The following is a 23291-nucleotide window of genomic DNA, read 5'->3' as shown; positions in this document are numbered from 1 at the left end:
CGTTTGTGTTCGATCGTCAGCAGATCACATCGGCTGCGGCTCACCGATCAAGCGCCCCGTCGCGCCAAACACCCCCAATGCCCTGATTGCTTCCAACTCCCCTTGGGTTTCAACTTTTTCCGCTATCAAGGGCAAGTCGATGCTGTGGGTGGTCCGGCAAACTGCCTCGATAAACAGCCGTTTATCATGCTTGGCATCGATGCCACGGATGTAGGCACCGTCGATTTTAAGGTACGCCAGCCCCAGTTGCGTGAGGTTGCCGATCTGGCTGAAGTGGCCGCCAAAATGCTGCAGCCCGATACGGTACCCCGTGGCGAGCAGGCTGTGGCTCAAGCGTTGCAATTGCTCTGGCGGTGGCAGCTGGCGCTCATCGATTTCCAGGGTCAGAAGGGGGGCCAGTTCCGGCAGGGATTCCAGCATGTCGAGGATCAGTTTCACCTGCGCCTGATCGCGCAAGGTGCTACCGGACAGGCTCAATGCCAGCGGCAACCGGTTGATGACGAGGTATTCGAGGGTGGCATCAAGCATCGCCAGGTCGAATCGGGCCGACCAGCCAAACCGCTCGATCCACGGCAGGAACTGCCCGGCGGCAATCGCTTCGCCCTGTGGATCGAGCAGGCGTGCGAGGACTTTGTGATGCAGGACCTGCCGGGTGTCGGCGCATTGCACCACCGGTTGAAAGTACAACTGCAGCTTGCCTTCGTTCAGGGCATCGTCAAGCCAGCTGTGCCAGTGATGTTGTGCCTGCTTTGGCGCGCTGTCGCTGCGGCCCGATACTGCCCAGGGGCGCTCGGGATGTTGCCGGGCCTCTGCCAGCGCCTGGTCAAGTTGATGCAGGACGTGGCTCGCCGAGTCGCCTGGGTGGAACGAGACGATGCCCAGGTGGGCGACGGGCGTGCAATCACTGGCGCCGGTCAGGCGCAGGTTCTCCAGCGTGGCGCTGATCTCGGCGGCCAGGCGCGTCGCTTCTTCGGTATCGAGGTCCGGTGCCAGCAGGCTGAATTCGCCACCGCGATTGCGCGCTGCCAGCCAGGTGCGACGCTCTGCAACCTGTGTCAGACGCTTGAGCGTTTCGCCGACCGCGCCAATCAATGCATCGGTGCGTTGCCCGCCCAGGCGCTGATTGAGTCCGGCCAGGTCGTTGAGCTGCAGCATCAGCAGGTGACCGATGCCATTTTGCTCGGCGACCAGCAATTGATCGGCCAGTTGTTCGTCTAGCAATCGCCGGTTGGCCAGCCCTGTCAGGTTGTCCTGATAGGACTCGTTGAGCAGTTTTTCACTGCGCGCAGCTTCTTCGGCGAACAAGGTCTTGAGCTTCTCGACCATCTGGTTCATCGCCAGCACCACGCGTTTCAATTCCGGCGTACGCGGCAGCGTCGGCAAGCTGAGAAACTCGCGTTTGCTGATGGCTTCGGCCTGCCGGACCATGGTGTCGAGTGGACGTAATTGCCGACGCAGCAGCCAGCCGCCGAACACCGCGCTGAGCAGACCGCAGAGCAGCAGCCAGACGAGGCTTCCCAGTGTGCTGTCCCAAAGTTTGGCCAAGGCGAATTGTGGATTGCTCAACACTTCGACCCGCGCCACCTGTTGCCAGCCACGGGTGATCAGCGCATCGCCACCTTCGGGGTGCAGGTTCACCAGGTTGACGAACCAGCCAGGCACGCCGTCGATTTGCTCGGGGATGCTGCGCTGCACCAGCACCTGCCGATTCTCAAGGTGGGTGACGCGGATGTCGCTGAAATAACCACTGTCGAAAATCGAGCTGACCATCAACTCCATCATGGCCGGGTCGTCGATCTGTGTAGTCAAGGTCAGGCCCAGCGCAGTCGCGGCGTCCTGGGCATGGGCGCGCAACTGGCCCAGCGTCTGTTCGCGAGAGCTTTCCAGGCTGGCATAAAAACTGCCGCTGAACGCCACCAGCAAGAACAGGCAGATAGCGAGAAACAACTGGTTGCGCAGTTTCATCGAGCGCTCCTTGGCGTGGCGGCTAACCGTCGCCCACGGCGAATCCTTCGGTTTGCATTTTTTTCAGGACGTCTTGCCAGCGCGACAGTTTTTTCGAGTCGCCGCTGCGGAGGTTGCCAGGCTTGCCGGGCAGGTACAGGCCTTCGGCGTTGAAGGCATACACCGGCAGCAGGTCCTTGCGTTGCGAGGCGGGGCGGATGTCGCCGATCAGGTTGTCGAGCACCAGTGGTTCGGCGCCAGGGCTGCTGTAGTAGGTCAGCACCATGTGCGCCTGGTTCTGTTTCAGGGCCTTGACGTAGGTAATGCGCAGCTTGTCGCTGGGAATGCCCAGCTGGCGCAGGCTGAAATATTTCGCCAGGGCATAGTCTTCGCAATCGCCCGCGGCCTTGATCAGCGCCTCGACCGGCGTGGCCCAGTAATCGCTCTGGCGCCAGATACGCGCGTCGTCCTGGAAATCCAGCTGCTGGTTGAAGAAGCGATTGACCGCAGTCAATTGCTCCTGCTCGGGCAGGTTGCGTCCGTTCTGCAGCATTTCGCTCCAGGGCTGGATACGTCCCTGGGTCGGCCCGAGGCTGGCATAGCGTTTTTGCGCGGTGTGCGAAATCTGCGCGAAATCCCAGGCGGGCCAGGCACTGCCAAGCCCGGCCAGGGGAAAACTGGCCAGCAGCAGCCATCCGCCAAACCGAAGTCTTGGTGTTGGCCATCCTGGACTACCCGGACTGCGCGGCATGACTGGCTGCTCGAGTGCAGAGAAGTGAAGTCTAGGTGGTGGTCAGACAAGCGTCGACCTGCAGGCGGGGAAAACTCAGGACTTGTGCAGGGTTTTCTGCTTGAGGATGTACAGGGTCACCAGCACCGCACTGGTCAGCATGAACCCCCGGGCCCAAGGCATCGGCACCAGGTAGCAGGAAAACAGGATGCTGGTCCACATCAGGCCAATGGCGTAGACCTTGCCCTTGAACGGGATACCGTTACCGTCGAGGTAGTCACGAATCCAGGGCCCGAGTCGCGGGTGACTGACCAGCCACTGGTAGAAACGCGGCGAACTGCGGGCAAAGCAGGCAGCCGCCAGCAACAGGAAGGGTGTGGTGGGCAGTACCGGCAGGAAAATCCCGATCACCCCCAGCGCCACGCTCAGCCAGCCGATGGCCAGCAGCACGTAGCGCAACATCAGGGAGCGGTTGCCTATGGGGTTGTCCATAGGCAAAACCTTAGTGATGGCGTGGCTTGAGGATCGCCGGTTTTTCGTCCGGTGCGTTGCACAGCAGGTACAGCGCAGTCAGGGCTTCCGGGATCTGTACGATCATGTCGTCCATCAGGTTGGCGTCGGCGGCAATGTCGGAGAACTCCGGTTGCTCGTCGAACAGGCCCGAGCCGACCATGATCGGCAGGAGCATTTCGCTGACTTCGTCTTCGGCGGTTTCGAACCAGGCTTCTTCACGCAGGAACACGCCTTCCATGAAGCCGATGCACCAGCCGCGCAGTTCGGAATCGTCCGGATCGTCGCCCAGGTCGAGGTCGCACGGCAGTTCGAACTCTTCATCGGAGGCCAGCTGGCGGGCGATGTGAGCCTTGAGGCCGATCAGCGTGGCTTCGATTTCTTCGCGTTGGGCTTCGCCGCTGTAGTGCGGCTCTTCGGCGAAGAGGGCATCGATCCATTCACGGTCGGGCACGGTTTCGGAACAGATCGACAGCGCGGTGAGGTAGCCGTGGGCGGCCACGTAGTCCAGCGCCTCGTCATGCAGTTCATCGGCGTCGAGGAAGACTTGCAGGCGGGTTAGTTGCTCAGCGAAGGACATTAAAGGGCTACCTTGGGGAATATTCGATGCGGGAATTCTAGGCCTTCTTGAGCGCTTGGGCCAGCCGCGCGGCATATTTGCCCCCTTACGGCCCGCGCATTGCGTTATGAATCCTGTCCATTGCCTCTTATCAGCGGTGCCCTTTGCCGGACAGGGCTCGGGTATACTCGCGCGTTTTGTGATGCCCTGCTGGTATCACGGCTGAAATGTGAAGCGACATGCAATGCGCACTTACGATTTGTCGGTGCAGAGTTGCGGGTTCTGCACCAGCCTTGCAGGGATGTTTCGGTGATTTTTGGAGTTTTTATGCTCGAACAGGCTCAGCGCGTCCTCAAGGACATCTTCGGCTACGACAGTTTCCGTGGCCGCCAGGGTGCGATCATTGAGCGCGTGGCCAGTGGTGGCGATGCCCTGGTCCTGATGCCTACCGGTGGTGGTAAATCCCTGTGCTTCCAGGTGCCGGCGCTGCTGCGCGATGGCCTGGCGGTGGTGGTATCGCCGCTGATCGCGCTGATGGACGACCAGGTCGCGACCCTGGAAGAACTGGGCGTGGCCGCCGCGGCATTGAACTCCACGCTCAGTGCCGAGCAACAACGAGACCTGGCGGCAAGGATCCGGCGCGGCGAGGTGAAAATGCTCTACCTCGCGCCCGAGCGTCTGGTCCAGCCACGGATGCTGAGCTTCCTGCAAGGGCTGGACATCTCCCTGTTCGCCATCGACGAAGCCCACTGCGTGTCTCAATGGGGCCATGACTTCCGCCCGGAATACCTGCAATTGGGCCAGTTGGCGGAATTGTTCCCCGACGTACCGCGCATTGCCCTGACCGCCACCGCCGACAAGCGTACCCGTGAAGAGATCGTCACTCGCCTGCACCTGCAGAATGCCGAGCGCTTCCTGTCGAGCTTCGACCGGCCGAACATTTTTTATCGCATCGTGCCCAAGGAGCAGCCACGCAAGCAGTTGCTGGCGTTCCTCGCCGAGCGTCGCAGCGATGCCGGTATCGTCTATTGCCTGTCGCGCAAGAAAGTCGAGGAAGTGGCGACCTTCCTCAGCGAGCAAGGCTTCCCGGCGCTGCCGTATCACGCCGGCCTGCCCAACGATATGCGTGCAAACCACCAGAAACGCTTCCTCAACGAGGAAGGCCTGATCATGGTCGCCACCGTGGCCTTTGGCATGGGCATCGACAAGCCCAACGTACGTTTTGTTGCTCACCTCGACCTGCCGAAGTCGCTTGAGGCCTATTACCAGGAAACCGGTCGCGGCGGTCGAGACGGGCTGCCCGCCGATGCCTGGATGGCCTATGGCCTGCAAGACGTGGTGATGCTCAAGCAGATGCTGCAGAACTCCGAAGGCGACGAACGCCACAAGCGTCTGGAGCAACACAAGCTCGATGCCATGCTCTCACTGTGTGAGGAAACCCGCTGCCGTCGCCAGACACTGCTGGCCTACTTTGATGAAGACATGCCCGAGCCCTGCGGTCATTGCGACAATTGTGTCGACGGCGTGCAGACCTGGGACGCCACCGAGCCTGCCCGTCAGGCGCTGTCGGCGATCTACCGGACAGGCCAGCGCTACGGTGTCGGGCACCTGGTGGATGTCTTGCTGGGCAAGGACAACGAAAAGGTGCGCAACTTCGGGCATCAGCATCTTTCGGTGTTTGGTGTCGGCAAGGCGATGGCCGAAGGCGAGTGGCGTTCGTTGTTCCGCCAGTTGGTGGCCCGTGGCCTGGCCGACATCGACCTGGAAGGCTACGGCGGCCTGCGCTTGAGCGACACGTGCCGTCCACTGCTCAAAGGTGAAGTGACCCTCGAACTGCGCCGCGATCTGAAGGCGCAGACGACCGCCAAGAGCAGCAAGAGCCAGGCAAGCCAGCTGGTGCGGGGCGAAGAGCGCGAACAGTGGGAAGCGCTGCGTGCCCTGCGACGCAAGCTGGCCGAAGAACATGGTGTGCCGCCGTACGTCATTTTCCCCGACTCGACCTTGCTGGAAATGCTGCGCAGCCAACCGACCTCGCTGGCGCAAATGGCCCGGGTCAGCGGCGTCGGCGCACGCAAGCTGGAGCGTTATGGCGAGGCTTTCCTCGAAGTCCTCGGTGGCCAGGCCGAAGCACCGAAAGTTGTCGCAGACCTGCGCCACGAGTTGATCACCCTGGCGCGCGCCGGCATGACGCCGTTGCAGATCGCCGGTCAGTTGCAATGCTCGGAAAAGAACGTCTACACGTTGCTCGCCGAGGCGATCGGCAAGCAGCAGTTGTCGCTGGAACAGGCGCTGGACCTTCCAGAGGACTTGATGGGCGAAGTCCAGGATGCGTTCCTCGACGGTGAGGGCGAACTGCCGCCCGTGTCGGAAATTTCCGCGCTCTTTGCCGGTCGGGTTCCGGAGGGCGTCTTGTACTGTATTCGGGCCGCCCTGCAGTCGGAATTTGAACTTTGAGTGACCGGCCTCACTGATGTAACGATTCAGTACAGAACAAGCCTTGCCTCCAGCCAAGGCTCATGATTAGCTGACTAATTATTAGTATTTCTCTTATTTCAGTCTGATCATGAGTGTTTTATGCCGTTGACCGATCAACACCGTTTTGGCATGCAACTGGCCCAGATGTCGCGTGGCTGGCGCGCCGAGCTCGACCGCCGTCTTGCCGGACTCGGCTTGTCCCAGGCCCGCTGGCTGGTGCTGCTGCACCTGGCGCGCTTCGAGCAAGCGCCGACCCAGCGCGAGCTGGCGCAAAGCGTCGGTGTGGAGGGGCCGACCCTGGCTCGGCTGCTCGACAGTCTGGAAAGCCAGGGCCTGGTGCAACGACAAGCCGTGCTGGAAGACCGTCGGGCAAAAAAAATCGTGCTGTGTGCCTCGGCGCTTCCCCTTATCGAACAAATTGAAACCATTGCCACCCAGCTGCGGCATGAACTCTTCGAAGGCGTCGATGAAGCGGATATAAAGGTCTGCATGCGCGTTCACGGGCATATTCTGGGCAACCTCGAAAAATCCTGAGACACATCCCCCCGCCAGGCTTTTGAGGCGGGGCATTGGGCGGACTATAAGAACTAGTCGGCAATATCGTGTTCGTACCGGATGTGCGAACACGTGCAGATTGGTTTTTTGGTTACCTAAGGGATGTTCATGCTCCAGAGTCGGCTATTGGTTGTACGGTATGGCGCCAGGTTGTTGCTGGCGAGTGCCACTGTCACCTACTCGGCGTGGGTGTCGGCGCTGGGCCTGGGTGAAATCACCCTGCACTCGGCATTGAATCAGCCGCTGCGCGCCGACATCGCCCTGGTGGATGCTGCAGGACTTGCAGAGGGCGAGCTGGCGGTCAGCCTGGCGACGGCAGACGAGTTCAGCCGCGCCGGGGTCGAGCGGGTGCTCTTCCTCAACGACCTGACATTCACGCCCATCCTGCGGGGTAACCGCAGTCTGATCCGGGTCAGCTCCAGCAAACCGGTCAAGGAACCCTACCTGGATTTTCTGGTGCAGCTCGACCAGCCCAATGGTCGCTTGTTGCGCGAGTACACCGTACTCATCGATCCTCCGGGCACCGGGGATATTGCCCCCGTCAGTGATGAACCACCGGTGAACCGTCCCTCTTCTGCCTTCCCGAGTGTTGAGCCGGCAGTCGCCGCATTACCTGCCCGCACGGAATCGGCAGCAAAGCCTGTCACCGCCCCCGCAGTGGATCCTTTGGCTGAACAACTGGCCACCAGCGTGCTGCACAACCAACAGCTGCAGGCGACCGTCGATGAACTCAATGCAAAACTCAAGGCGCAGGACGAGCAGATCGCCTTTGAGAAAACGCAGGTGGCCGAACTGCAAACCCGGTTGGCCGAGGTCAAGCCGGCACCGTCGGATCGGGTAGACGTGGCGCCAGCGCCAGTGGTGGAGCCTGGTCCGAACGGGTTATTGATCGGTGGGTTGTTGGCGCTGGTGGCGTTGGCGTTATTGCTGGTGTGGGTTCGTCGTCAACCACGGCAGGGCCAGATAGCACTGGAGCCATCGCAACAAGACCCGCTGCCCGGTCCAGCAGCGGCGCACGATGGGCAGATACTTCAGGAAGTTCCCATCCGTCATTCGCCATTGGAAACTCTTGCGCCGGTCGCGCTTGCAACATCGGCGATTTTGCCCTTGGTTACGGCCTCGCCGCCATTACCTGCCGATGAGTTCCAGTTGAACCTGGACGACTTGTCGATGGATGCGAACTGGGATTTGGGCCCGATGGACATATCGCCTTCCGCCGAGCCGCCGCCGAGAGCGCCAGCGCTGCCCGAGCCCGAGATTGAATGGGTGATCGAACCCGCTCATGACGAAGGCTCCTACCGGCAATAAAGACCGTTATCATGATGGCGCCCTCTGTCTCAGGAATGTCGCCAATCATGACCGCCAGCAAACCGGAAATCGTCATCACCTATTGCACCCAATGCCAGTGGCTGTTGCGTGCGGCCTGGCTGGCCCAGGAGTTGCTCAGCACCTTTGGCGATGACCTGGGCAAGGTGTCCCTGGTGCCCGGTACGGGCGGGGTCTTTCACATTTTCTGTGACCAGGTGCAGCTCTGGGAGCGCAAGGCTGACGGCGGTTTCCCCGAGGCCAAGGTGCTCAAGCAGCGGGTCCGCGACCAGATCGATCCGGACCGCGACCTGGGGCATAACGATCGCACTCAGTGAGACACCGCCTCGGCGGCAACGGTTTTCTTGCTCGAACCGCTGGAAAGCCTGCTCGACACCACGATCGCGACGATGATCAATGCGCCGCCAAGCAGCATGCGCAGGGTCGGGTTTTCATCGAACAGCAGCCAGGCCATGGTGATCCCGTAGACCGGCTCCAGCGCAAAGACCACGGCGGCGGTCCGCGCCTTGATCACCGCCAGGCTGGCGACAAAGAGGCTGTGGGCGACGCCGGTGCAGAACACTCCGAGCAGGCCGATCCAAAGCCAGTCGATCGCCCGCACTTCGCTCAGGTGCGGGGCTGCTGCCGGTAACAGACACAATCCGACCACCACATTCTGGCACAACGCCGCCTGTACTGGCGGGATACGCGCGGAGCTGGCGCGGTTGGTCAGCGACAACAGTGCGAACAGCAGGCCTGAGGTGATCGCCCAGAGCAATCCGGTTGTAGCGCCACTGCCCAGATCGAAATCAGGTGTGACCAGCACCAGCCCGACACTCACCAGCGCTACCAGGAGGATTTCATTGGCGCGGATCCGCTCGCGGAAAATCAGCCCTTCAAGGATGACGGTAAAAGCCGGGAAGCTGGCAAAGCCCAGGGTTGCGATGGCCACGCCGGCGACCTTCACCGCAATGAAGAAACTCACCCAGTGCCCGGCCAATAGCAGACCGCTGAGCAGCAGACGGCGCACATCCACCGCTTCGAGTCTCCGCCAACGGGTCTGGCTGGCAAAGCGTGCAAAGAACGCAAGCGCCATGACCGCGAACGCCGCCCGGCCGAAAACGATGATTGCCGCAGAGGCGGCGGCGAGTTTGCCGAACACGCCGGTCAGGCCGAACATCAATGCGCCGATATGCAGGGCGCCCAAGGCGGTACGGGGAGTCATGGCAATCCTTGATAAAGGTCGTGAACCCGGTCATTTAACCGCGCCCGCTACCGCGGTGTCTGTCGCCAGACTCGCGTTATTTGTCGCCAGCCTCGCGCCGTAGCCTGCCCGGCGACGCGCCGAACTCGCGGAGCACCGCGGCGGCAAACGCACTCTGGGAGCTGTAACCGACCCGGCAGGCAATCTCGCCAATGGGCAATGCCGAATGGCGCAGCAATCCCACGGCCTTGTGCAGGCGTCGGCTGCGGATGTAGTCCATCGGCGTCTGCCCGCATTCGGCGACGAACCGTGCGTGCAAACGGGCGCTGGAAAGACCGGCCACTCGAGCCAGGTCGGCGACTTGCAGCGGGTAGGCGGCGTATTGGTCGATGTGCGCATTCAGCGCCGCGTAGGGCAACCGCCGGCCGCCGATTGATTCTGGCCTGGCGTTGTTGAGGCTGGCCAGCAGCAGCACCGCGCCTTGTTGCGCAATGACCGGGTCATCGACCGGGCTGTTGGCCAGCCACTCGACCAACTGGCTCTGTCCCGCATCCAGCGACAAGCGGCCGGCGTTGTCGAGCAGGCGTCGACTGGCATCGGCATGATCACCCAGGGACTGGCCAAGCCATTGATCGCCGGGCACGTCCAGGACCAGGCATCGACTGCCATTGGGGCTGCCGCAGGCATGGTGAAAACCGGAGGGAATCACCACGAAGCTTTGCTGGACCACCTGACTGCCACGCCCGTCGACTTCGAAATCCAGCGCACCCGACAGCCCGAACACCAGTTGCGCGTGCTCATGGCTGTGGACGATCAGGTCATGGGTGTACTGGCGCAGGGTAAGGATCGGTCTCATCGCGGCTCTCGTTACAGGCTCTCATTGCAGGTTGATGAGTCAGGTCGCAGTCTACACCGACACGGCTTGTACGCGCTGTCACAGGACTGACTTGCTGCTGTCATGGGGCATTAACCCGACCGGGTCAAGCTTGCCAAAACTTGTCCTGAGGGTTGCCCATGACCAGCGCCGAGCTCGCCAAACCCAGTCGTAAGCAACGTGTGCGGACCCTGTGGATCTCCGATGTGCACCTGGGTACGCGCGATTGCCAGGCCGAGCACCTGTCGCAGTTTCTCAAGGGCTATCACGCGGACAAGATCTACCTGGTCGGCGACATCATCGATGGCTGGAAACTACGCGGCGGCATGTACTGGCCACAGGCGCACACCAATGTGATCCGGCGCCTGCTGACCATGAGCAAGCGCGGCACCGAGGTGATCTACGTCACGGGCAACCACGACGAATTCCTGCGCCGCTATTCGAAACTGATCCTGGGCAATATCCAGTTGGTGGACGAAGCGGTGCACGTGACTGCCGATGGCCGGCACTTGCTGGTGATCCACGGTGACCAGTTCGATGTGATTACTCGCTATCACCGCTGGCTGGCGTTTCTCGGTGACTCGGCCTACGAATTCACCCTGACCCTAAACCGCTGGCTCAATCATTGGCGCGCCCGTTATGGCTACGGCTATTGGTCGCTGTCGGCGTACCTCAAGCACAAGGTAAAGACCGCGGTCAGCTTCATCAGCGATTTTGAAGAGGCCATCGCCCATGAGTGCGTCAAGCGCGAACTCCACGGCGTGGTGTGCGGGCACATCCACCATGCCGAGATTCGCAAGGTGGGTGAGGTGGATTACCTCAATTGTGGCGACTGGGTGGAGTCGTGCACGGCACTGATCGAGCATTGGGATGGCACGATCGAGTTGTATCGCCTGGCGGATGCCCAGGCGCGGGAGGCGGTGTTGAAGGCTGCGAAGGTGGCGGAGCTGGCTTGAAATTTCGCTGATCGTACTGGCCTCTTCGCGAGCAGGCTCGCTCCCACGATTGGATCGCATTTTTCCCGAATGAACGCGGTCAACTGTGGGGTGAGATACTCGCGAAGAGGCCAGTCCAGGCCCCCGAGGACTTTCAGGCCGGTGAATATTCGTCCATCGCCGCCTTGTAGATCGAGTGTTTCGGCTGCGCAAACAAGCGCTCCATCATCGGCTCGAAGAAGCTCAATGGCAGCGTGTCATAAGCTGGATCAAACGCCGCCGCATCGTATTTGGCGCAAAACTCGATGGTCGCCTGGTATTGCGGGTGATCGCTGAATTGCTCGCGCAGATGCCGATCCATCCCCAGGTGGTGAAAGAAGTAGTAGCCCTGGAAAATCCCGTGCTGTTCCACCATCCACAGATTCTCCGCGCTGACGAACGGCTTGAGGATCGCTGCGGCGATGTCCGGGTGGTTGTAGGACCCCAGGGTGTCACCGATGTCATGAAGCAGGGCGCAGACCACGTACTCTTCATCACGGCCATCGCGCCAGGCGCGGGTGGCGGTTTGCAGCGAGTGGGTCAGGCGGTCCACGGGGAAACCGCCGAAGTCACCTTCGAGCAACTTCAGGTGCGCCGCGATCCGTATCGGCAACTGCCGAGCGTAGGCGCTGAAGTCCGCGGCGATGATCGCCCAGTCTTCCTGCGTGCCATCCTTCATGTGGGTGAAACGGGCATTGGCATTCATCGACAATCCTCTGCTGGTCTAGAACGGCACGCGTCCCAGGATCATGTCGCGGTACATGACGAAATCACCGAGAAGGCTGTAGAAAGGGTGCTGAAAGGTTGCAGGACGATTCTTCTCGAAGAAGAAATGTCCGGCCCAGGCGAAGCTGTAACCGGCCAGCGGCAATACCCACAACAGCGTCCAGGCGCCCCGACCAATGGTCAGCGCCACAATGAAAATGACCAGCGTCGTGCCGATGAAGTGCAATCGTCGGCAAGTACTGTTGCTGTGTTCGCTGAGGTAATACGGGTAAAACTCAGCGAAGGTGTTGAAACGCTTGATGTTTTCCACGACCGCAATCTCTGTGGTTATTGTTCTGGCTGCAAGTTGTTCTGCGGGTAGCTTATTTGAGTCTAGAGTGATCATTGGCGGGAGCCAGTGACAATAGGCGCCACTTTAGTATCCTTCGGAAAACCTGCCGCGAAAGACGGCTCACCAAGACAGTAAACGCCATGAGCGAACGAACGACTTCTGCAAGCTGGGCGATGGGGATTGTCAAGGCACTGGAAATGGACGGCCTGGATTGCCGGGTTCTGTTCAATCAGCTGGGGCTCGACTACGCGGCACTGGATGATCCGGATGCGCGCTTCCCGCAAGATTCCATGACACGACTGTGGCAACGGGCGGTTGAACTGTCCGGCAACCCGGCGATTGGCCTGAACATGGGCAAGGTGGTGCGACCGGCCCAGTTCCATGTCACCGGTTACGCCCTGATGTCCAGCCAGACCCTGGCTGAAGGGTTCAAGCGACTGGTACGTTACCAGCGGATCATTGCCGAAAGCGCCGACCTGAGTTTCCGCCTGCTGGATGAAGGTTATGCGCTGATCCTGACGGTGCATGGCGACCATTTGCCGCCGACCCGGCAAAGCGCCGAGGCCTCGTTGGCCTGCGCCCTGGCACTGTGCGGCTGGCTGACGGGGCGCACGCTGCACCCGCGCAAGGTGCTGGTGCAGGGTGATCAACCGGTCGATCTCGAACCCTACAAACAAGCCTTTCATGCGCCGCTGGTGTTCAACGCGCCCTACGATGCGTTGATATTTGAACGTGCGGACATGGAAGCGCCGCTGCCGACGGCGAACGAGGCCATGGCGCTGTTGCATGACCGATTTGCCGGCGAATACCTGGCGCGGTTTTCCGAGAGTCGGGTCACGCACAAGGCGCGCCAGGTCCTGTGCCGTCTGCTGCCACAGGGCGAACCCAAGCGCGATGCCGTGGCGCAAACGTTGCACTTGTCGCAACGCACCTTGCAACGGCGTCTACAGGAGGAGGGCACGAGTTTTCAGACGTTGCTCGACGACACCCGTCGCGAGCTGGCCGAGCAGTACCTGGCGCAACCGACCATGACCCTGCTGGAAATCGCCTATCTGCTGGGATTCGCTGATCCGAGCAATTTCTTCCGTGCCTTCCGCCGCTGGTTCGACACCACACCCGGCGAATACCGGGCGCGGCTGATGGGAACGCCTGCGCCGGTCAGTGACGCCAGAACGCCGGAATACACAGCACAAACACCGTAATGATCTCCAAACGGCCCAGCAGCATGCCGAACGAGAGAATCCACTTGGCCGCGTCCGGCAGGGAAGCGAAGTTACCTGCCGGGCCGATGGTCTCGCCCAACCCCGGCCCGACGCCGGACACGGTGCTGGCGGCGCCGGTCAACGCGGTCATCCAGTCCACCCCGAGCAGTGACAGCAACAGTGCGATCACGCAGATGGTGATGGCAAAGAAGAACGAAAAGGTCAGGATCGAGCGCACGATCTCTTCATCGAGGCGGTGGCCGTTGTACTTCTGCTTGATCACCGCACGCGGGTGAATCAGCTGGTTAAGGTTGGCCTTGAGCAGGATGTAGGCGACCTGGAAGCGGAAAATCTTGATCCCGCCAGCGGTCGAACCGGAACAGCCGCCGACAAAACCCAGGTAGAAGAACAACATCAGCGAGAAATTGCCCCACAGGCTGTAGTCCCCCAGTGCAAAGCCGGTGGTGGTGACCACCGACGTCACGTTCAGCGCCACATGCCGTAGCGCCTCCAGCCAATGCAGCTTGGTGGTCCACCAGTACCAGGTGCCGAGCACCAGCCAGGTTACCAGCAGCATGCCGAGCAAGCCCTGTACCTGTTGATCCTTGATCAGCGCCCGGCGGTTGCCACGCAGGGTCGCCACGTACAGGGTGAACGGCAGGCTGCCGAGAATCATGATGACGATCGCCACCCAATGCACCGCCGGTTGCGTCCACTTGGCCAAGGACTGGTCCGAGGTCGAGAAGCCGCCGGTGGAGATCGCTGACATCGCATGGTTGATTGCATCGAACGGGCTCATCCCGGCCCACCAGAATGCCAGGCTGCCAAAAATGGTGATGCCGACGTAGGCCGCCACGATCAAGCGCGCCACCATGTGCGAACGGGGCATGACTTTCTCGGAGCGGTCCGACGACTCGGTCTGGAACAGCCGCATGCCACCAATGCGCAGCAGCGGCAGGATCGCGACCGCCATGCCGATGAAGCCAATGCCGCCGATCCAGTGCAGCAGCGAGCGCCACATCAGGATGCCGGGTGACATGTTGTCCAGGTGGTTGAGCACTGTCGAGCCGGTGGCGGTGATGCCGGACATGCTTTCGAAGAATGAATCGGTGTAGCTGATGTGCTGGGTCAGCAGGAACGGCAGGGCGGCGAAGATGCACACCACCAGCCAGCTGCTGACGGTCAGCAGGTACATGTCTCGCGGCCGCAGGTGGACATGCTCGGGGCGCCCGGGAATGACCAGGGCGAGGCCGGCGACAAAGGTGATCATGCTGGCCCAGAGAAACGATGGCAGGTCGCCGGTGCGATCGAAGATCACCAGCGTGCCCATGGGCACGACCATGGCGATGGCCAGCGTTATCAGGAAGATGCCGATGATGAAACCAATGAGACGTAAGGTCGGCAACGCCATGAAATCCGCTCGGCTGAAGTAAGGAGGGCGCCATTCTACCTGCGGGGCAGGGCATGTAAACCGCACTGTCTCAGGAGTTACAGCTAGAATAGCCGCACAATTTTTTCTGGAGGTGGCCGATGCAGGCTCTCGACGTTTTGCTCAACCGTGTTTCCGTCCCGCGCCTGATCGAACCGGCACCCACCCAGGCGCAACGCGAAGTGCTGTTTGCCGCAGCCATGCGCGCCCCGGATCACGGCCATTTGCAGCCTTGGCGTTTCCTGACGGTCGAAGGCGCGGCGCGTGAGCAAATGGGCGAGTTGCTGGCCGAAGCGGCGAAGCTGCAGGACGCTGAAGTCACCGAAGCGGCCATCGATAAGGCGCGTAACGGACCGCTGCGGGCACCGATGGTGGTCGTGGTGATTGCGCGGGTGCAGGAGCACGTCAAATATCCGAAATCCGAGCAGTTGCTGGCCGCAGGTTGTGCGGCGCACGGGATTTTGCTGGCAGCCTATGCGCAGGGCATCGGCGCGGTCTGGCGCACCGGTGACCTGGCCTACTCGCCGCATGTGGCCAAGGGGTTGGGCCTGGCCGAAGGTGAAGAGGTGATTGCCTTCCTGTACCTGGGTACGCCGCTGAAAGAGCCGCGGGTGGCGGAGAAGGTTGACCTGGCCGAGTTCGTCAGCGCCTGGCCGAGTAAAGCCTGACACCACCGATCCATTGTGGGAGCGGGCAAGCCCGCTCCCACAATGGATCGGTGCCGTTCATATAGTTTGGGGGTTGCCTCAGGGTTGAACTACTGCTCCCGGCACGAGCGGAAACTCCAGGGTGGCAATGAACCCACCCTCCGGGTGATTGGCCAGCACCAGGCTTCCGCCATGCCGTTCCGCCGCACGGCGCGCAATCGCCAGTCCCAGGCCATGCCCGGCCGCCGTCTGCCCGGGCGCGCGATAGAACGGCTCGCCCAGCTGGCGCAAATGTTCAGCCTCTGCCCCCGGCCCATGGTCACGCACGGTCACCACAATCCGGTCCCCTTGGCGTAAAGCCTGCATTTCAATCGGCAGACCGCCCGCCGGGTTGAAGCGCTGGGCGTTGCGCAGCAGATTGTCCACGGCGCGTTCGATCATGGTTGGCCAACCCTTGAGGGTCAGCTGTGACTCGGCTTCCAGGTGCACGAGCTGATCGGGTGAACCCAGTTGTGCATCTTTCTGCAGGGTCGTGAGCAGCGCGTTGAGATCCACGTCTTCGGCGCTGGCGTTATCGGCATCGACCCGCGCCAGCACGAGGATTTCGCTGATCAGCGCTTCGAGACGATCGCATTCGCGGGTGAGGCGCGGCCAGAGTTTTTCCCGTTCCTCAGGGCTGGCCCGTTCGGCCAAAGCCAGCGCGATACGCAGCCGGGCAAGCGGGGACCGCAGTTCGTGGGACACATCGCGCAGCAATTGTCGTTGACTGCCGATCAGGCTTTGCAGGCGCGCACCCATGCGGTTGAAGTCGTTGGCCAGGACGCCGAATTCATCGCGGCGGTTGGCCAGTTTTACCAGGCTGTTCTGTTGGTAGGTGGTTTGTCCCAGGTCATGCACTGCGCCGCGTAAACGGCTGAGCGGGCGGGTGATGGAAAGGGTCACCAGCAGGCTGAACAGGGTCAGTACCACCAAGGCGATCCCCAACGCACTCAATGGCCAGAGCAGGCTTTCACGGTGCCAGGCGTCGAGTTCCGGATGGGGAATCCGGTAGATGAACAAGTAGGTGTCACCGCTTTTGTCGCTGGTGAATTCATCGGTCAGGCGCCGCCAGGGCAGGCGACGGTCATCGTTGTTCTGCCGCGCTTCAAAGGCAGCCGCGCGCCGTGGGAAGGTGCCGCGCACCACCGGGTCGCCGCTCTCGTTGAGCACCTGGACGTCGATGTGATATTGGCGCTTGCGTTGTTGCAGGATGTCCTGGGCCGCGTCTTCGCCTTGGGATTCGTAGGTCTGCGTCCATTGCTCGGCCAGGGTATTGAGGCCCGGATGGCGGCTGAGTATCCACGTATCCTGATTGAGCATGTGCCCGAGCAGAATGGAAAACCCTGCAACCAGGGCGATGGCCAGCCAGAAGCTGGCCAGGATCCGCCAGAACAATGAGCGCACAGAAATCCCTCAAAACAAACACAGACCATCAAAATGACCAGGCCCAACGGTATTCAGCCGTTGGGCCTGGTGTTAGCACATTATTGCGCTTTTTGTGCCTGTTGCGCTTTCCACGCCTTGAACTCGGCCCACTCGGCGCGACGTTCAGCCTGTTTTTTCTGGATCTCGTCGAATTTCTTCTGTTGATCCGGCTTCAGCAAGGCGCGCACGTCTGCTTCGGCTTTCTTGTGGTTGGCGGCCATTTCATCCTTCATGGCTTTCTGGTCGGCTGGCGAGAGTTTTTCCAGGTACTTGTCGACCACTTGCTTACGCTCGTGCATCTGCTCGCCCATGATCTTGCGGATCTGCTCGCGCTGCTCGCGGCTCAGGTCCAGTTGACTGTACGGGCCTTTGCCGTGCGTGCCGTGCATCTGACCACCGTGACGCGAGCCGTCCATCGGCCCATCCATCGGGCCTGTGCCTTCAGGCATGGCCATGGCAACGGTTGGCAGGGCGGCGGCGAACATCAGAGCGATAAGGGTCTTGCGCATGGTGAATCTCCTTGTCTCATTCCCGGTACGTTCCGGATGAGTTCAGATTACGCAGATCAAGGTCAGCGGCGGTCAGCGGTAGGTAAAGCTTGGGTAAAGATGGTTTTATCACTACCTGACAAAACCACTCCCTGTAGGAGCCCGGCTTGCCGGTGATGGCGTCCTCGAGATCGTCATCGCCGGCAAGCCGGGCTCCTACAGGGGATGTTTGGAATCAGAGGCTGTAGTAGTAGCCGCGGCTGCGCAGCGCCACGATGCGCGGGCGGCCATCAGGATGCGGGCCGATCTTTTTGCGCAGGTTGCTCACGTGCATGTCGAGGCTGCGGTCGTACAGGGTCAGCTTGCGGCCGAGGGCGATTTGCGCCAGCTCCTGTTTGTCCAGCGGCTCGCCGGGCTGCTTGAGCAGGGCTTCGAGCAGGCGGCTTTCGGAAACCGTCAGGGTGAACTCCTGTTCATCGATGCTGACCACACCGCGCACCGGGCTGAAACACAGGTCGCCCAGCTCGATCTGGCTGGACGTCGGCGCCGGATGGCTGCGGCGCAGCACGGCGCGCAGACGGGCCGTCAGTTCCCGCGGGTCGCAGGGTTTGGCCAGATAGTCGTCGGCACCGAGCTCCAGACCAAGGATGCGGTCCAGGGGTTCGCCGCGGGCTGAAAGCATCAGCACCGGCAAGTCCGGATGATCGCTGCGCAGCTGCTTGAGCAGTTCCAGGCCGCTTCCGTCCGGCAACATTACGTCCAGCACCACGGCGGCCGGGGAGGTTTGCGCCAGTGCGCGACGGGCGCTCTGGCCATCGTGGCAGGCGCGCACCTGAAATCCTTCCTGGCTCAGCCAGCTGCTCAAGAGCTCGCACAGCTCCTGGTCATCATCAATTAGTAACAGCTCGCTCATGGATCACTCAATTTAGCCATTGTCGACGTTTTCGCCTCGCACCACTGGCGAAGATACCGCAGAGCAGGGCCAATAGCGCCACCCCGGCGCCAATGACGAACCACTGTTGCTGATCGGTCAACCAGCGCGGGATCGAACTGCCGGCCTGTACTTCCCGAAGTTGCAGCTTGAGTCGCTGATTCTCCTGGCGCAACCGGACCAGCTGGACGCTTTCGCGTTCGCCATCGGCACTGTTCAGTTGTTTGCTCAGTTCTTCTCGCTGCCGCTCGCTTTCCTTCAAGCGTTGCTGCAATTCATTGATCTGACTGCCGGCGCTCAAGGACAGCGGCGTGGAGTTCGCGCCATCGACGGCTTCTTCACCGTGGGCGGGCGCCACGATCGACAACGTCACCAACATCAGACACAGCGGACCTTTGCGCATCGCGACTCCTGATTCCAATACGGATATTGGGGAGTTTGTCGGCAGGCAAAGGAGAATAATGAGCGATTGAGAACGCGATGAACCGATAAGGTTCACCGCGCAAAGGGGCGTTACGGAAGGACTTGCTTGAAAGGCTTGACCACAACGTTGGCGTAGACGCCTGCGGCGATGTACGGGTCAGCGTCGGCCCAGGCCTGTGCGGCGCCCAGGGAGTCGAATTCGGCGACGATCAGGCTGCCGGTGAAACCCGCTGCCCCCGGATCATTGCTGTCGACCGCCGGATGCGGGCCGGCCAACACGATCCGGCCTTCACCCTTGAGTACTTGCAGGCGCTCAAGGTGCGCAGGCCGAGCGGCCAGGCGGGCTTCCAGGGAGTTGGCGACGTCTGTGGCAATGATTGCGTAATGCATGTCAGTCCTCGGTTTTCGGCGTTGTGGTATCGGCGTCGTGCAGGTGGCGGGACAGGTAGATGCCCTGGCCGACCAGGAACAGCAAAGTCATGCCCAGGCTGCCGAAGACCTTGAAGTCGACCCAGTAGCTCTGGAACGTGAACGCGACGAACAGGTTGGCGGCACCGCAAAACAGGAAAAATGCGATCCAGGCGATGTTCAGGCGCGTCCAGACCGGTTCCGGCAGGGTCAGTGCGTGGCCCATGATGCGCTTGATCAGCAGTTGGTCGCCGATGAAGTGACTGCCGATGAACGCCAGGGCGAACAGCCAGTTGACCACCGGGGCTTTCCATTTCAGGAAGGTTTCGCTGTGGAAGGCCAGGGTCAGGCTGCCGAAGACCAGGCAGGCGATGAGGGTCAGCCACTGGCTCTTCTCCAGCTTGCGCTGTTTGATGAACAGCGTGCCGTAGACCACCAGGGAGCTGATGATCAGCATCGCGGTGGCGCTGTAGATACCGCCGACAGTGACCTCGTGGCCGGCAATGTCGACGACCCGAGGATCGATCTTGAAGACGATGAAAAACAGCAGGAGCGGGATGAAATCGATGAATTGTTTCACAGTGGCAGCCAGAAGCAGGATGTGGCGGCATAATAACAAACATATGGGCGCGCGATAGCGCCAGCTGATTTGAGGTTACAAAGCCCTGTGAATGTTGATTTGCACTGCCATAGCACGGCCTCCGATGGCGCCCTGGCGCCTGCGGTTCTGGTTGCGCGTGCGTTCGAGAAAGGCGTGCGAGTCCTGGCCTTGACCGATCACGACACCCTTGAAGGCCTCGACGAGGCCCGTCACGCCGCGCATGCGCTGGGGATGCAGCTGGTCAACGGCGTCGAATTATCCTGCACCTGGGGCGGCGCGACCATTCACGTGCTGGGCTATGGCTTCGACGTCGATGCCGCGCCGTTGGTCGAGGCGATTGCCAAATTGCGCGATGGCCGCTGGCTACGATCCGAGGAAATCAGCCGCAAACTGGCACTCAAAGGCATGCCGGGTGCGCTGGAAGGCGCCCGGGAAGTCCAGCAGACCCTGGGTGACAGCGGCAACGCACCGGCCCGTCCGCACTTCGCGGACTGGATGGTGCGCGAAGGTTTCGTCAAGGATCGCGCTGAAGCATTCCGCAAATGGCTGGGCGCCGGCAAGCTGGGCGACGTCAAGCAACACTGGCCGACCCTGGAAGAAACCGTCGAAACCCTGCGCGCGGCCAAGGCCTGGGTCAGTCTGGCCCACCCCTGGCATTACGAATTCACTCGCAGCAAGCGCCGCCGCCTGATTGCCGACTATATTCAAGCAGGGGGCCATGCGATCGAGGTGGTCAATGGCTATCAGCCTGCCGAGCAAGTGGGCAGCCTGGCCATTCTGGCCCGCGAGTTTGGTCTGCTGGTCAGCGCCGGCAGTGATTTTCATGGCCCTGGAGGCTGGTCCGAGATCGGCGAATATCGCCCGCTTCCGGAGGATCTGCCACCACTGTGGTGTCGATTCAAACATGACCCAAATATTGCCGTCGTCTGAACAGGTAGAGAATGTGAGTCAATTTTTCCAGATTCATCCGGAAAACCCGCAAGCGCGCCTGATCAAGCAGGCTGTCGAGATCATTCGCAAAGGCGGGGTGGTGATTTATCCCACGGACTCCTCCTACGCCATTGGTTGCCAGATCGGCGACAAGGTTGCCGTGGAGCGCGTTCGGCGTCTGCGCCAGCTCGACGAAAAGCACAACTTTGCGCTGATCTGCAGTGATCTGTCGCAGCTGGGGCTGTTCGCCAAGATCGACACTGGCACTTTCCGCATTCTCAAGGCTCATCTTCCGGGGCCCTACACCTTCATCCTCAATGCCACCCGCGAAGTCCCGCGCCTGCTGCTGCATCCGAAAAAACGCACCATCGGCCTGCGGGTACCGAGCCATCCGATTGCCCTGGCGCTGCTCGAAGAGCTGGGTGAACCGCTGATGAGCGTGACGCTGATCATGCCGGGCGACGAGGATCCTTTGACCGATCCTTATGAAATGCGCCAATTGCTCGAGCATCAGGTCGACCTGATCATCGACGGCGGTTTCGGCGGGATCAAGGCTTCCACGGTGATCAACCTCGCCGACGGCGAGCCGGAAGTGATCCGTGTCGGTTGCGGCGACCCTGCGCCGTTCATGGTCGAGGCCTAGATGTCCGCAGTGGAAGCCGTCGACAGTCAGGCCGGAGCCCAGCAAGAGCTGCCTTTCGCCATGGTCTATGGCCAGGCGGTCATGGAAATGCCGCTGGACCTGTACATCCCGCCGGATGCGCTGGAAGTCTTTCTCGAAGCCTTCGAAGGCCCCCTCGATCTGCTCCTGTACCTGATCCGCAAACAGAACATCAATATCCTCGACATCCCGGTAGCGGAAATCACCCGTCAGTACATGGGGTATGTCGAATTGATGCAGTCGGTGCGCCTGGAACTGGCCGCCGAATACCTGGTGATGGCCGCGATGCTGGCCGAAATCAAGTCGCGGATGCTGCTGCCGCGGGCCGAAACCGTCGAGGACGAGGAAGAAGACCCGCGCGCCGAACTGATCCGTCGCTTGCAGGAATACGAGCGCTTCAAGGCTGCCGCCGAAGGCATCGATGGCCTGAGCCGGGTCGGTCGCGACGTGGTGGTGCCCAAGCTGGATGCCCCAGAGGCCCGGGCGCGCAAACTGTTGCCGGATGTGCGCCTGTCCGAGATTCTGCTGTCCATGGCCGAGGTGCTGCGCCGCGGCGACATGTTCGAAAGCCACCAGGTCAGCCGCGAGGCGCTGTCCACCCGTGAACGCATGAGCGACGTGCTGGAACGGCTCAAGGGCGGCGGTTTCGTGCCGTTTGTCGAGCTGTTCACCGCCGAGGAAGGGCGCCTGGGGGTTGTCGTGACTTTCATGGCGATCCTCGAGCTGGTCAAGGAATCCTTGGTCGAGCTGGTGCAAAATGAGCCGTTCGCCGCGATCCACGTCCGAGCAAGAGCCGAATAACGAGTCCAATCATGAACCTGAGTGAACCCCGCGAGCTGGCGCCACTGCTCGAAGCCTTTCTGTTGGCCTCCGGAAAACCGCAATCCCTGGAGCGCCTGTTCGAGCTCTTCGAAGAGGCTGAGCGCCCGGAACCGGCGGTCTTCAAGAAAGCCTTGACCCTTCTGGGCAAGTCCTGCGATGGCCGTGCGTACGAGTTGAAGGAGGTCGCTTCCGGCTATCGCCTGCAGATCCGTGAAAAATTCTCCCCGTGGGTGGGGCGTCTTTGGGAAGAACGGCCGCAGCGCTACTCGCGTGCCATGCTCGAAACCATTGCCTTGATCGCCTATCGCCAACCGATCACCCGGGGCGAGATCGAAGACGTGCGGGGCGTGGCGGTCAACAGCCAGATCGTCAAGACGCTGATGGAGCGCGAGTGGATCCGCATCGTCGGTTACCGCGACGTTCCGGGCAAGCCTGCGATGTTCGCCACCACCAAGGCGTTTCTCGATCACTTCAATCTGAAGAACCTGGATGACCTGCCGCCGCTGGCCGAGGTGCGCGAGCTGGAGCCGGATCCGGTGCTCGATTTCGACGACGCACCGGTACCCGCCGGGCTGCAGGAACTGGCCGACGCCAGCGCCGAGCCGGAAGAGCCCAAGGAAGAGACCAGTTTCCATACGCTGTTGCTGGAGCTGGACAGCATGGAGGAGGGGATCAAGACTGATTTCGACGATTTGTTGCGTGATGGTGAGCTGCCGGCGATTGATCAGGAGCAGCCTGACGTTGAAGCGGAGCAGGTGGATTTGCCGGTTGAGCCTGAACCCGAGGAGGAAGAAGACATCCTGGGTGTTGCCGAAGCCCGGGAAAAACTCCTGGCCGCCGTTGCTGCCCTCGAACAACCGAAACCCGAGCCGGAGTTGTCCGACGAGGAAGCCGAAGCCCTGGCCTTGGCCGAAGCCATCGAGGCCGAACGCCGCGAATTCGACGACTGACACAGTTCCACAGGGGGAATGTGTTCACAGTGGATCACCGGCCGGCGGAAAAAGAAATAACCTTGCGTTGATCAGCTAGTCTCTGATGCGCAAACGCCCACATGCGCGTATGATTCGCGACCCTTCGGCGATCCCTTCGCTCAAGTAC

The 23291-nt window shown here is 61.3% G+C and carries 26 protein-coding genes; 11 read left to right on the top strand and 15 right to left on the bottom strand.

The genetic code is table 11. From position 1 onward, the window contains the following. Positions 1-24 precede the first annotated feature (24 nt). The 4 genes from lapD to BKX96_RS12990 form a co-directional block, all read right to left on the bottom strand. Complete coding sequence (lapD, locus tag BKX96_RS13005) at positions 25-1965, bottom strand: cyclic di-GMP receptor LapD (RefSeq protein WP_077184107.1); 1941 nt, start codon at positions 1963-1965, stop codon at positions 25-27. A gap of 22 nt (positions 1966-1987) precedes the next feature. After that, positions 1988-2695: a cysteine protease LapG gene (gene lapG / locus BKX96_RS13000; protein WP_077184106.1), complete on the bottom strand. Its 708-nt coding sequence runs from the start codon at positions 2693-2695 to the stop codon at positions 1988-1990. A gap of 75 nt (positions 2696-2770) precedes the next feature. Further along, the gene (locus BKX96_RS12995) at positions 2771-3166 is read right to left on the bottom strand and encodes a YbaN family protein (protein WP_046816854.1); all 396 of its coding nucleotides are present in this window, start codon (positions 3164-3166) and stop codon (positions 2771-2773) included. A gap of 10 nt (positions 3167-3176) precedes the next feature. After that, the gene (locus BKX96_RS12990; RefSeq protein WP_046816855.1) at positions 3177-3764 is read right to left on the bottom strand and encodes a UPF0149 family protein; all 588 of its coding nucleotides are present in this window, start codon (positions 3762-3764) and stop codon (positions 3177-3179) included. Between the two features lie 306 nt (positions 3765-4070). On the opposite strand from BKX96_RS12990, the gene recQ reads away from it, so the two are divergent. From recQ to BKX96_RS12970, 4 genes are all read left to right on the top strand, one after another. Further along, positions 4071-6197 (top strand): DNA helicase RecQ, encoded by a 2127-nt coding sequence (gene recQ, locus BKX96_RS12985; protein ID WP_077184105.1) that lies wholly within the window; start codon positions 4071-4073, stop codon positions 6195-6197. A gap of 120 nt (positions 6198-6317) precedes the next feature. Next, complete coding sequence (locus BKX96_RS12980; protein WP_046816857.1) at positions 6318-6752, top strand: MarR family transcriptional regulator; 435 nt, start codon at positions 6318-6320, stop codon at positions 6750-6752. 129 nt (positions 6753-6881) lie between these two features. Next, on the top strand, positions 6882-8081 hold the full coding sequence (locus tag BKX96_RS12975) for a type IV pilus assembly protein FimV (protein ID WP_077184517.1): 1200 nt from the start codon (positions 6882-6884) through the stop codon (positions 8079-8081). Between the two features lie 47 nt (positions 8082-8128). Then, complete coding sequence (locus BKX96_RS12970; protein WP_046816858.1) at positions 8129-8416, top strand: Rdx family protein; 288 nt, start codon at positions 8129-8131, stop codon at positions 8414-8416. Here BKX96_RS12970 and BKX96_RS12965 read toward each other — a convergent pair. Together BKX96_RS12965 and BKX96_RS12960 are read right to left on the bottom strand one after the other, a co-directional pair. Continuing rightward, positions 8410-9303, bottom strand: a complete 894-nt coding sequence (locus tag BKX96_RS12965) for a DMT family transporter (protein ID WP_077184104.1) — start codon at positions 9301-9303, stop codon at positions 8410-8412. The genes BKX96_RS12970 and BKX96_RS12965 overlap by 7 nt on opposite strands. A gap of 76 nt (positions 9304-9379) precedes the next feature. Further along, positions 9380-10138 carry a helix-turn-helix transcriptional regulator gene (locus tag BKX96_RS12960; RefSeq protein WP_077184103.1) on the bottom strand — a complete coding sequence of 253 codons (759 nt, stop codon included), beginning with the start codon at positions 10136-10138 and terminating at the stop codon, positions 9380-9382. A 158-nt stretch (positions 10139-10296) separates the two neighbouring features. Here BKX96_RS12960 and BKX96_RS12955 point away from each other — a divergent pair, with 158 nt between their 5' ends. Continuing rightward, entirely contained in the window at positions 10297-11112 is an 816-nt protein-coding gene (locus BKX96_RS12955; RefSeq protein ID WP_046816861.1) for a UDP-2,3-diacylglucosamine diphosphatase, read from the top strand. A gap of 133 nt (positions 11113-11245) precedes the next feature. Here the strand turns inward: BKX96_RS12955 and BKX96_RS12950 are convergent, their stop codons facing one another. Beyond that, the gene (locus BKX96_RS12950; RefSeq protein ID WP_077184101.1) at positions 11246-11836 is read right to left on the bottom strand and encodes an HD domain-containing protein; all 591 of its coding nucleotides are present in this window, start codon (positions 11834-11836) and stop codon (positions 11246-11248) included. A gap of 18 nt (positions 11837-11854) precedes the next feature. Beyond that, the gene (locus BKX96_RS12945; RefSeq protein WP_046816863.1) at positions 11855-12166 is read right to left on the bottom strand and encodes an Mpo1-like protein; all 312 of its coding nucleotides are present in this window, start codon (positions 12164-12166) and stop codon (positions 11855-11857) included. Positions 12167-12327: 161 nt separating this feature from the next. On the opposite strand from BKX96_RS12945, the gene BKX96_RS12940 reads away from it, so the two are divergent. Then, positions 12328-13389, top strand: a complete 1062-nt coding sequence (locus tag BKX96_RS12940; RefSeq protein ID WP_218639277.1) for an AraC family transcriptional regulator — start codon at positions 12328-12330, stop codon at positions 13387-13389. Here BKX96_RS12940 and BKX96_RS12935 read toward each other — a convergent pair. Then, positions 13346-14800, bottom strand: coding sequence for a TrkH family potassium uptake protein (locus BKX96_RS12935; RefSeq protein ID WP_046816865.1), 1455 nt, complete (start codon positions 14798-14800; stop codon positions 13346-13348). The two genes, BKX96_RS12940 and BKX96_RS12935, sit on opposite strands and share 44 nt — an antisense overlap. A gap of 119 nt (positions 14801-14919) precedes the next feature. Here BKX96_RS12935 and BKX96_RS12930 point away from each other — a divergent pair, with 119 nt between their 5' ends. After that, a complete protein-coding gene (locus BKX96_RS12930) occupies positions 14920-15486 on the top strand; it encodes an NAD(P)H nitroreductase (protein WP_077184099.1) in 567 nt (188 codons plus the stop codon). 78 nt (positions 15487-15564) lie between these two features. On the opposite strand, the gene BKX96_RS12925 is transcribed toward BKX96_RS12930, so the two are convergent. The 6 genes from BKX96_RS12925 to BKX96_RS12900 all read right to left on the bottom strand — a co-directional run bounded on the left by BKX96_RS12925 (position 15565) and on the right by BKX96_RS12900 (position 19759). Beyond that, positions 15565-16908: a sensor histidine kinase gene (locus BKX96_RS12925; protein ID WP_046816867.1), complete on the bottom strand. Its 1344-nt coding sequence runs from the start codon at positions 16906-16908 to the stop codon at positions 15565-15567. Positions 16909-16988: 80 nt separating this feature from the next. Continuing rightward, positions 16989-17438 carry an LTXXQ domain protein gene (locus BKX96_RS12920; protein ID WP_077184098.1) on the bottom strand — a complete coding sequence of 150 codons (450 nt, stop codon included), beginning with the start codon at positions 17436-17438 and terminating at the stop codon, positions 16989-16991. A 214-nt stretch (positions 17439-17652) separates the two neighbouring features. Beyond that, positions 17653-18330 (bottom strand): response regulator transcription factor, encoded by a 678-nt coding sequence (locus tag BKX96_RS12915; RefSeq protein ID WP_046816869.1) that lies wholly within the window; start codon positions 18328-18330, stop codon positions 17653-17655. Positions 18331-18337: 7 nt separating this feature from the next. Next, positions 18338-18751 (bottom strand): SH3 domain-containing protein, encoded by a 414-nt coding sequence (locus BKX96_RS12910; protein WP_077184097.1) that lies wholly within the window; start codon positions 18749-18751, stop codon positions 18338-18340. Between the two features lie 110 nt (positions 18752-18861). Next, positions 18862-19161, bottom strand: a complete 300-nt coding sequence (locus tag BKX96_RS12905; protein ID WP_077184096.1) for a YciI family protein — start codon at positions 19159-19161, stop codon at positions 18862-18864. Position 19162: 1 nt separating this feature from the next. Next, positions 19163-19759, bottom strand: coding sequence for a septation protein A (locus BKX96_RS12900; protein WP_033041940.1), 597 nt, complete (start codon positions 19757-19759; stop codon positions 19163-19165). Positions 19760-19846: 87 nt separating this feature from the next. On the opposite strand from BKX96_RS12900, the gene BKX96_RS12895 reads away from it, so the two are divergent. The 4 genes from BKX96_RS12895 to scpB are packed head-to-tail and all read left to right on the top strand — an operon-like array spanning position 19847 to position 23143. Then, positions 19847-20710: a PHP domain-containing protein gene (locus BKX96_RS12895; protein ID WP_077184095.1), complete on the top strand. Its 864-nt coding sequence runs from the start codon at positions 19847-19849 to the stop codon at positions 20708-20710. 13 nt (positions 20711-20723) lie between these two features. Continuing rightward, the gene (locus BKX96_RS12890; protein ID WP_046816873.1) at positions 20724-21353 is read left to right on the top strand and encodes an L-threonylcarbamoyladenylate synthase; all 630 of its coding nucleotides are present in this window, start codon (positions 20724-20726) and stop codon (positions 21351-21353) included. Next, entirely contained in the window at positions 21354-22172 is an 819-nt protein-coding gene (locus BKX96_RS12885) for a segregation and condensation protein A (RefSeq protein WP_046816874.1), read from the top strand. It abuts the gene before it with no gap. 11 nt (positions 22173-22183) lie between these two features. Next, on the top strand, positions 22184-23143 hold the full coding sequence (scpB, locus tag BKX96_RS12880; protein ID WP_046816875.1) for an SMC-Scp complex subunit ScpB: 960 nt from the start codon (positions 22184-22186) through the stop codon (positions 23141-23143). Positions 23144-23291: the final 148 nt, after the last annotated feature.

Source organism: Pseudomonas putida (assembly GCF_001976065.1).
In the GTDB taxonomy this organism is placed as follows: domain Bacteria; phylum Pseudomonadota; class Gammaproteobacteria; order Pseudomonadales; family Pseudomonadaceae; genus Aquipseudomonas; species Aquipseudomonas serbica.
The sequence above is the reverse complement of the archived record's forward strand: the minus strand, read 5'-3'. Positions and strand labels throughout refer to the sequence as shown.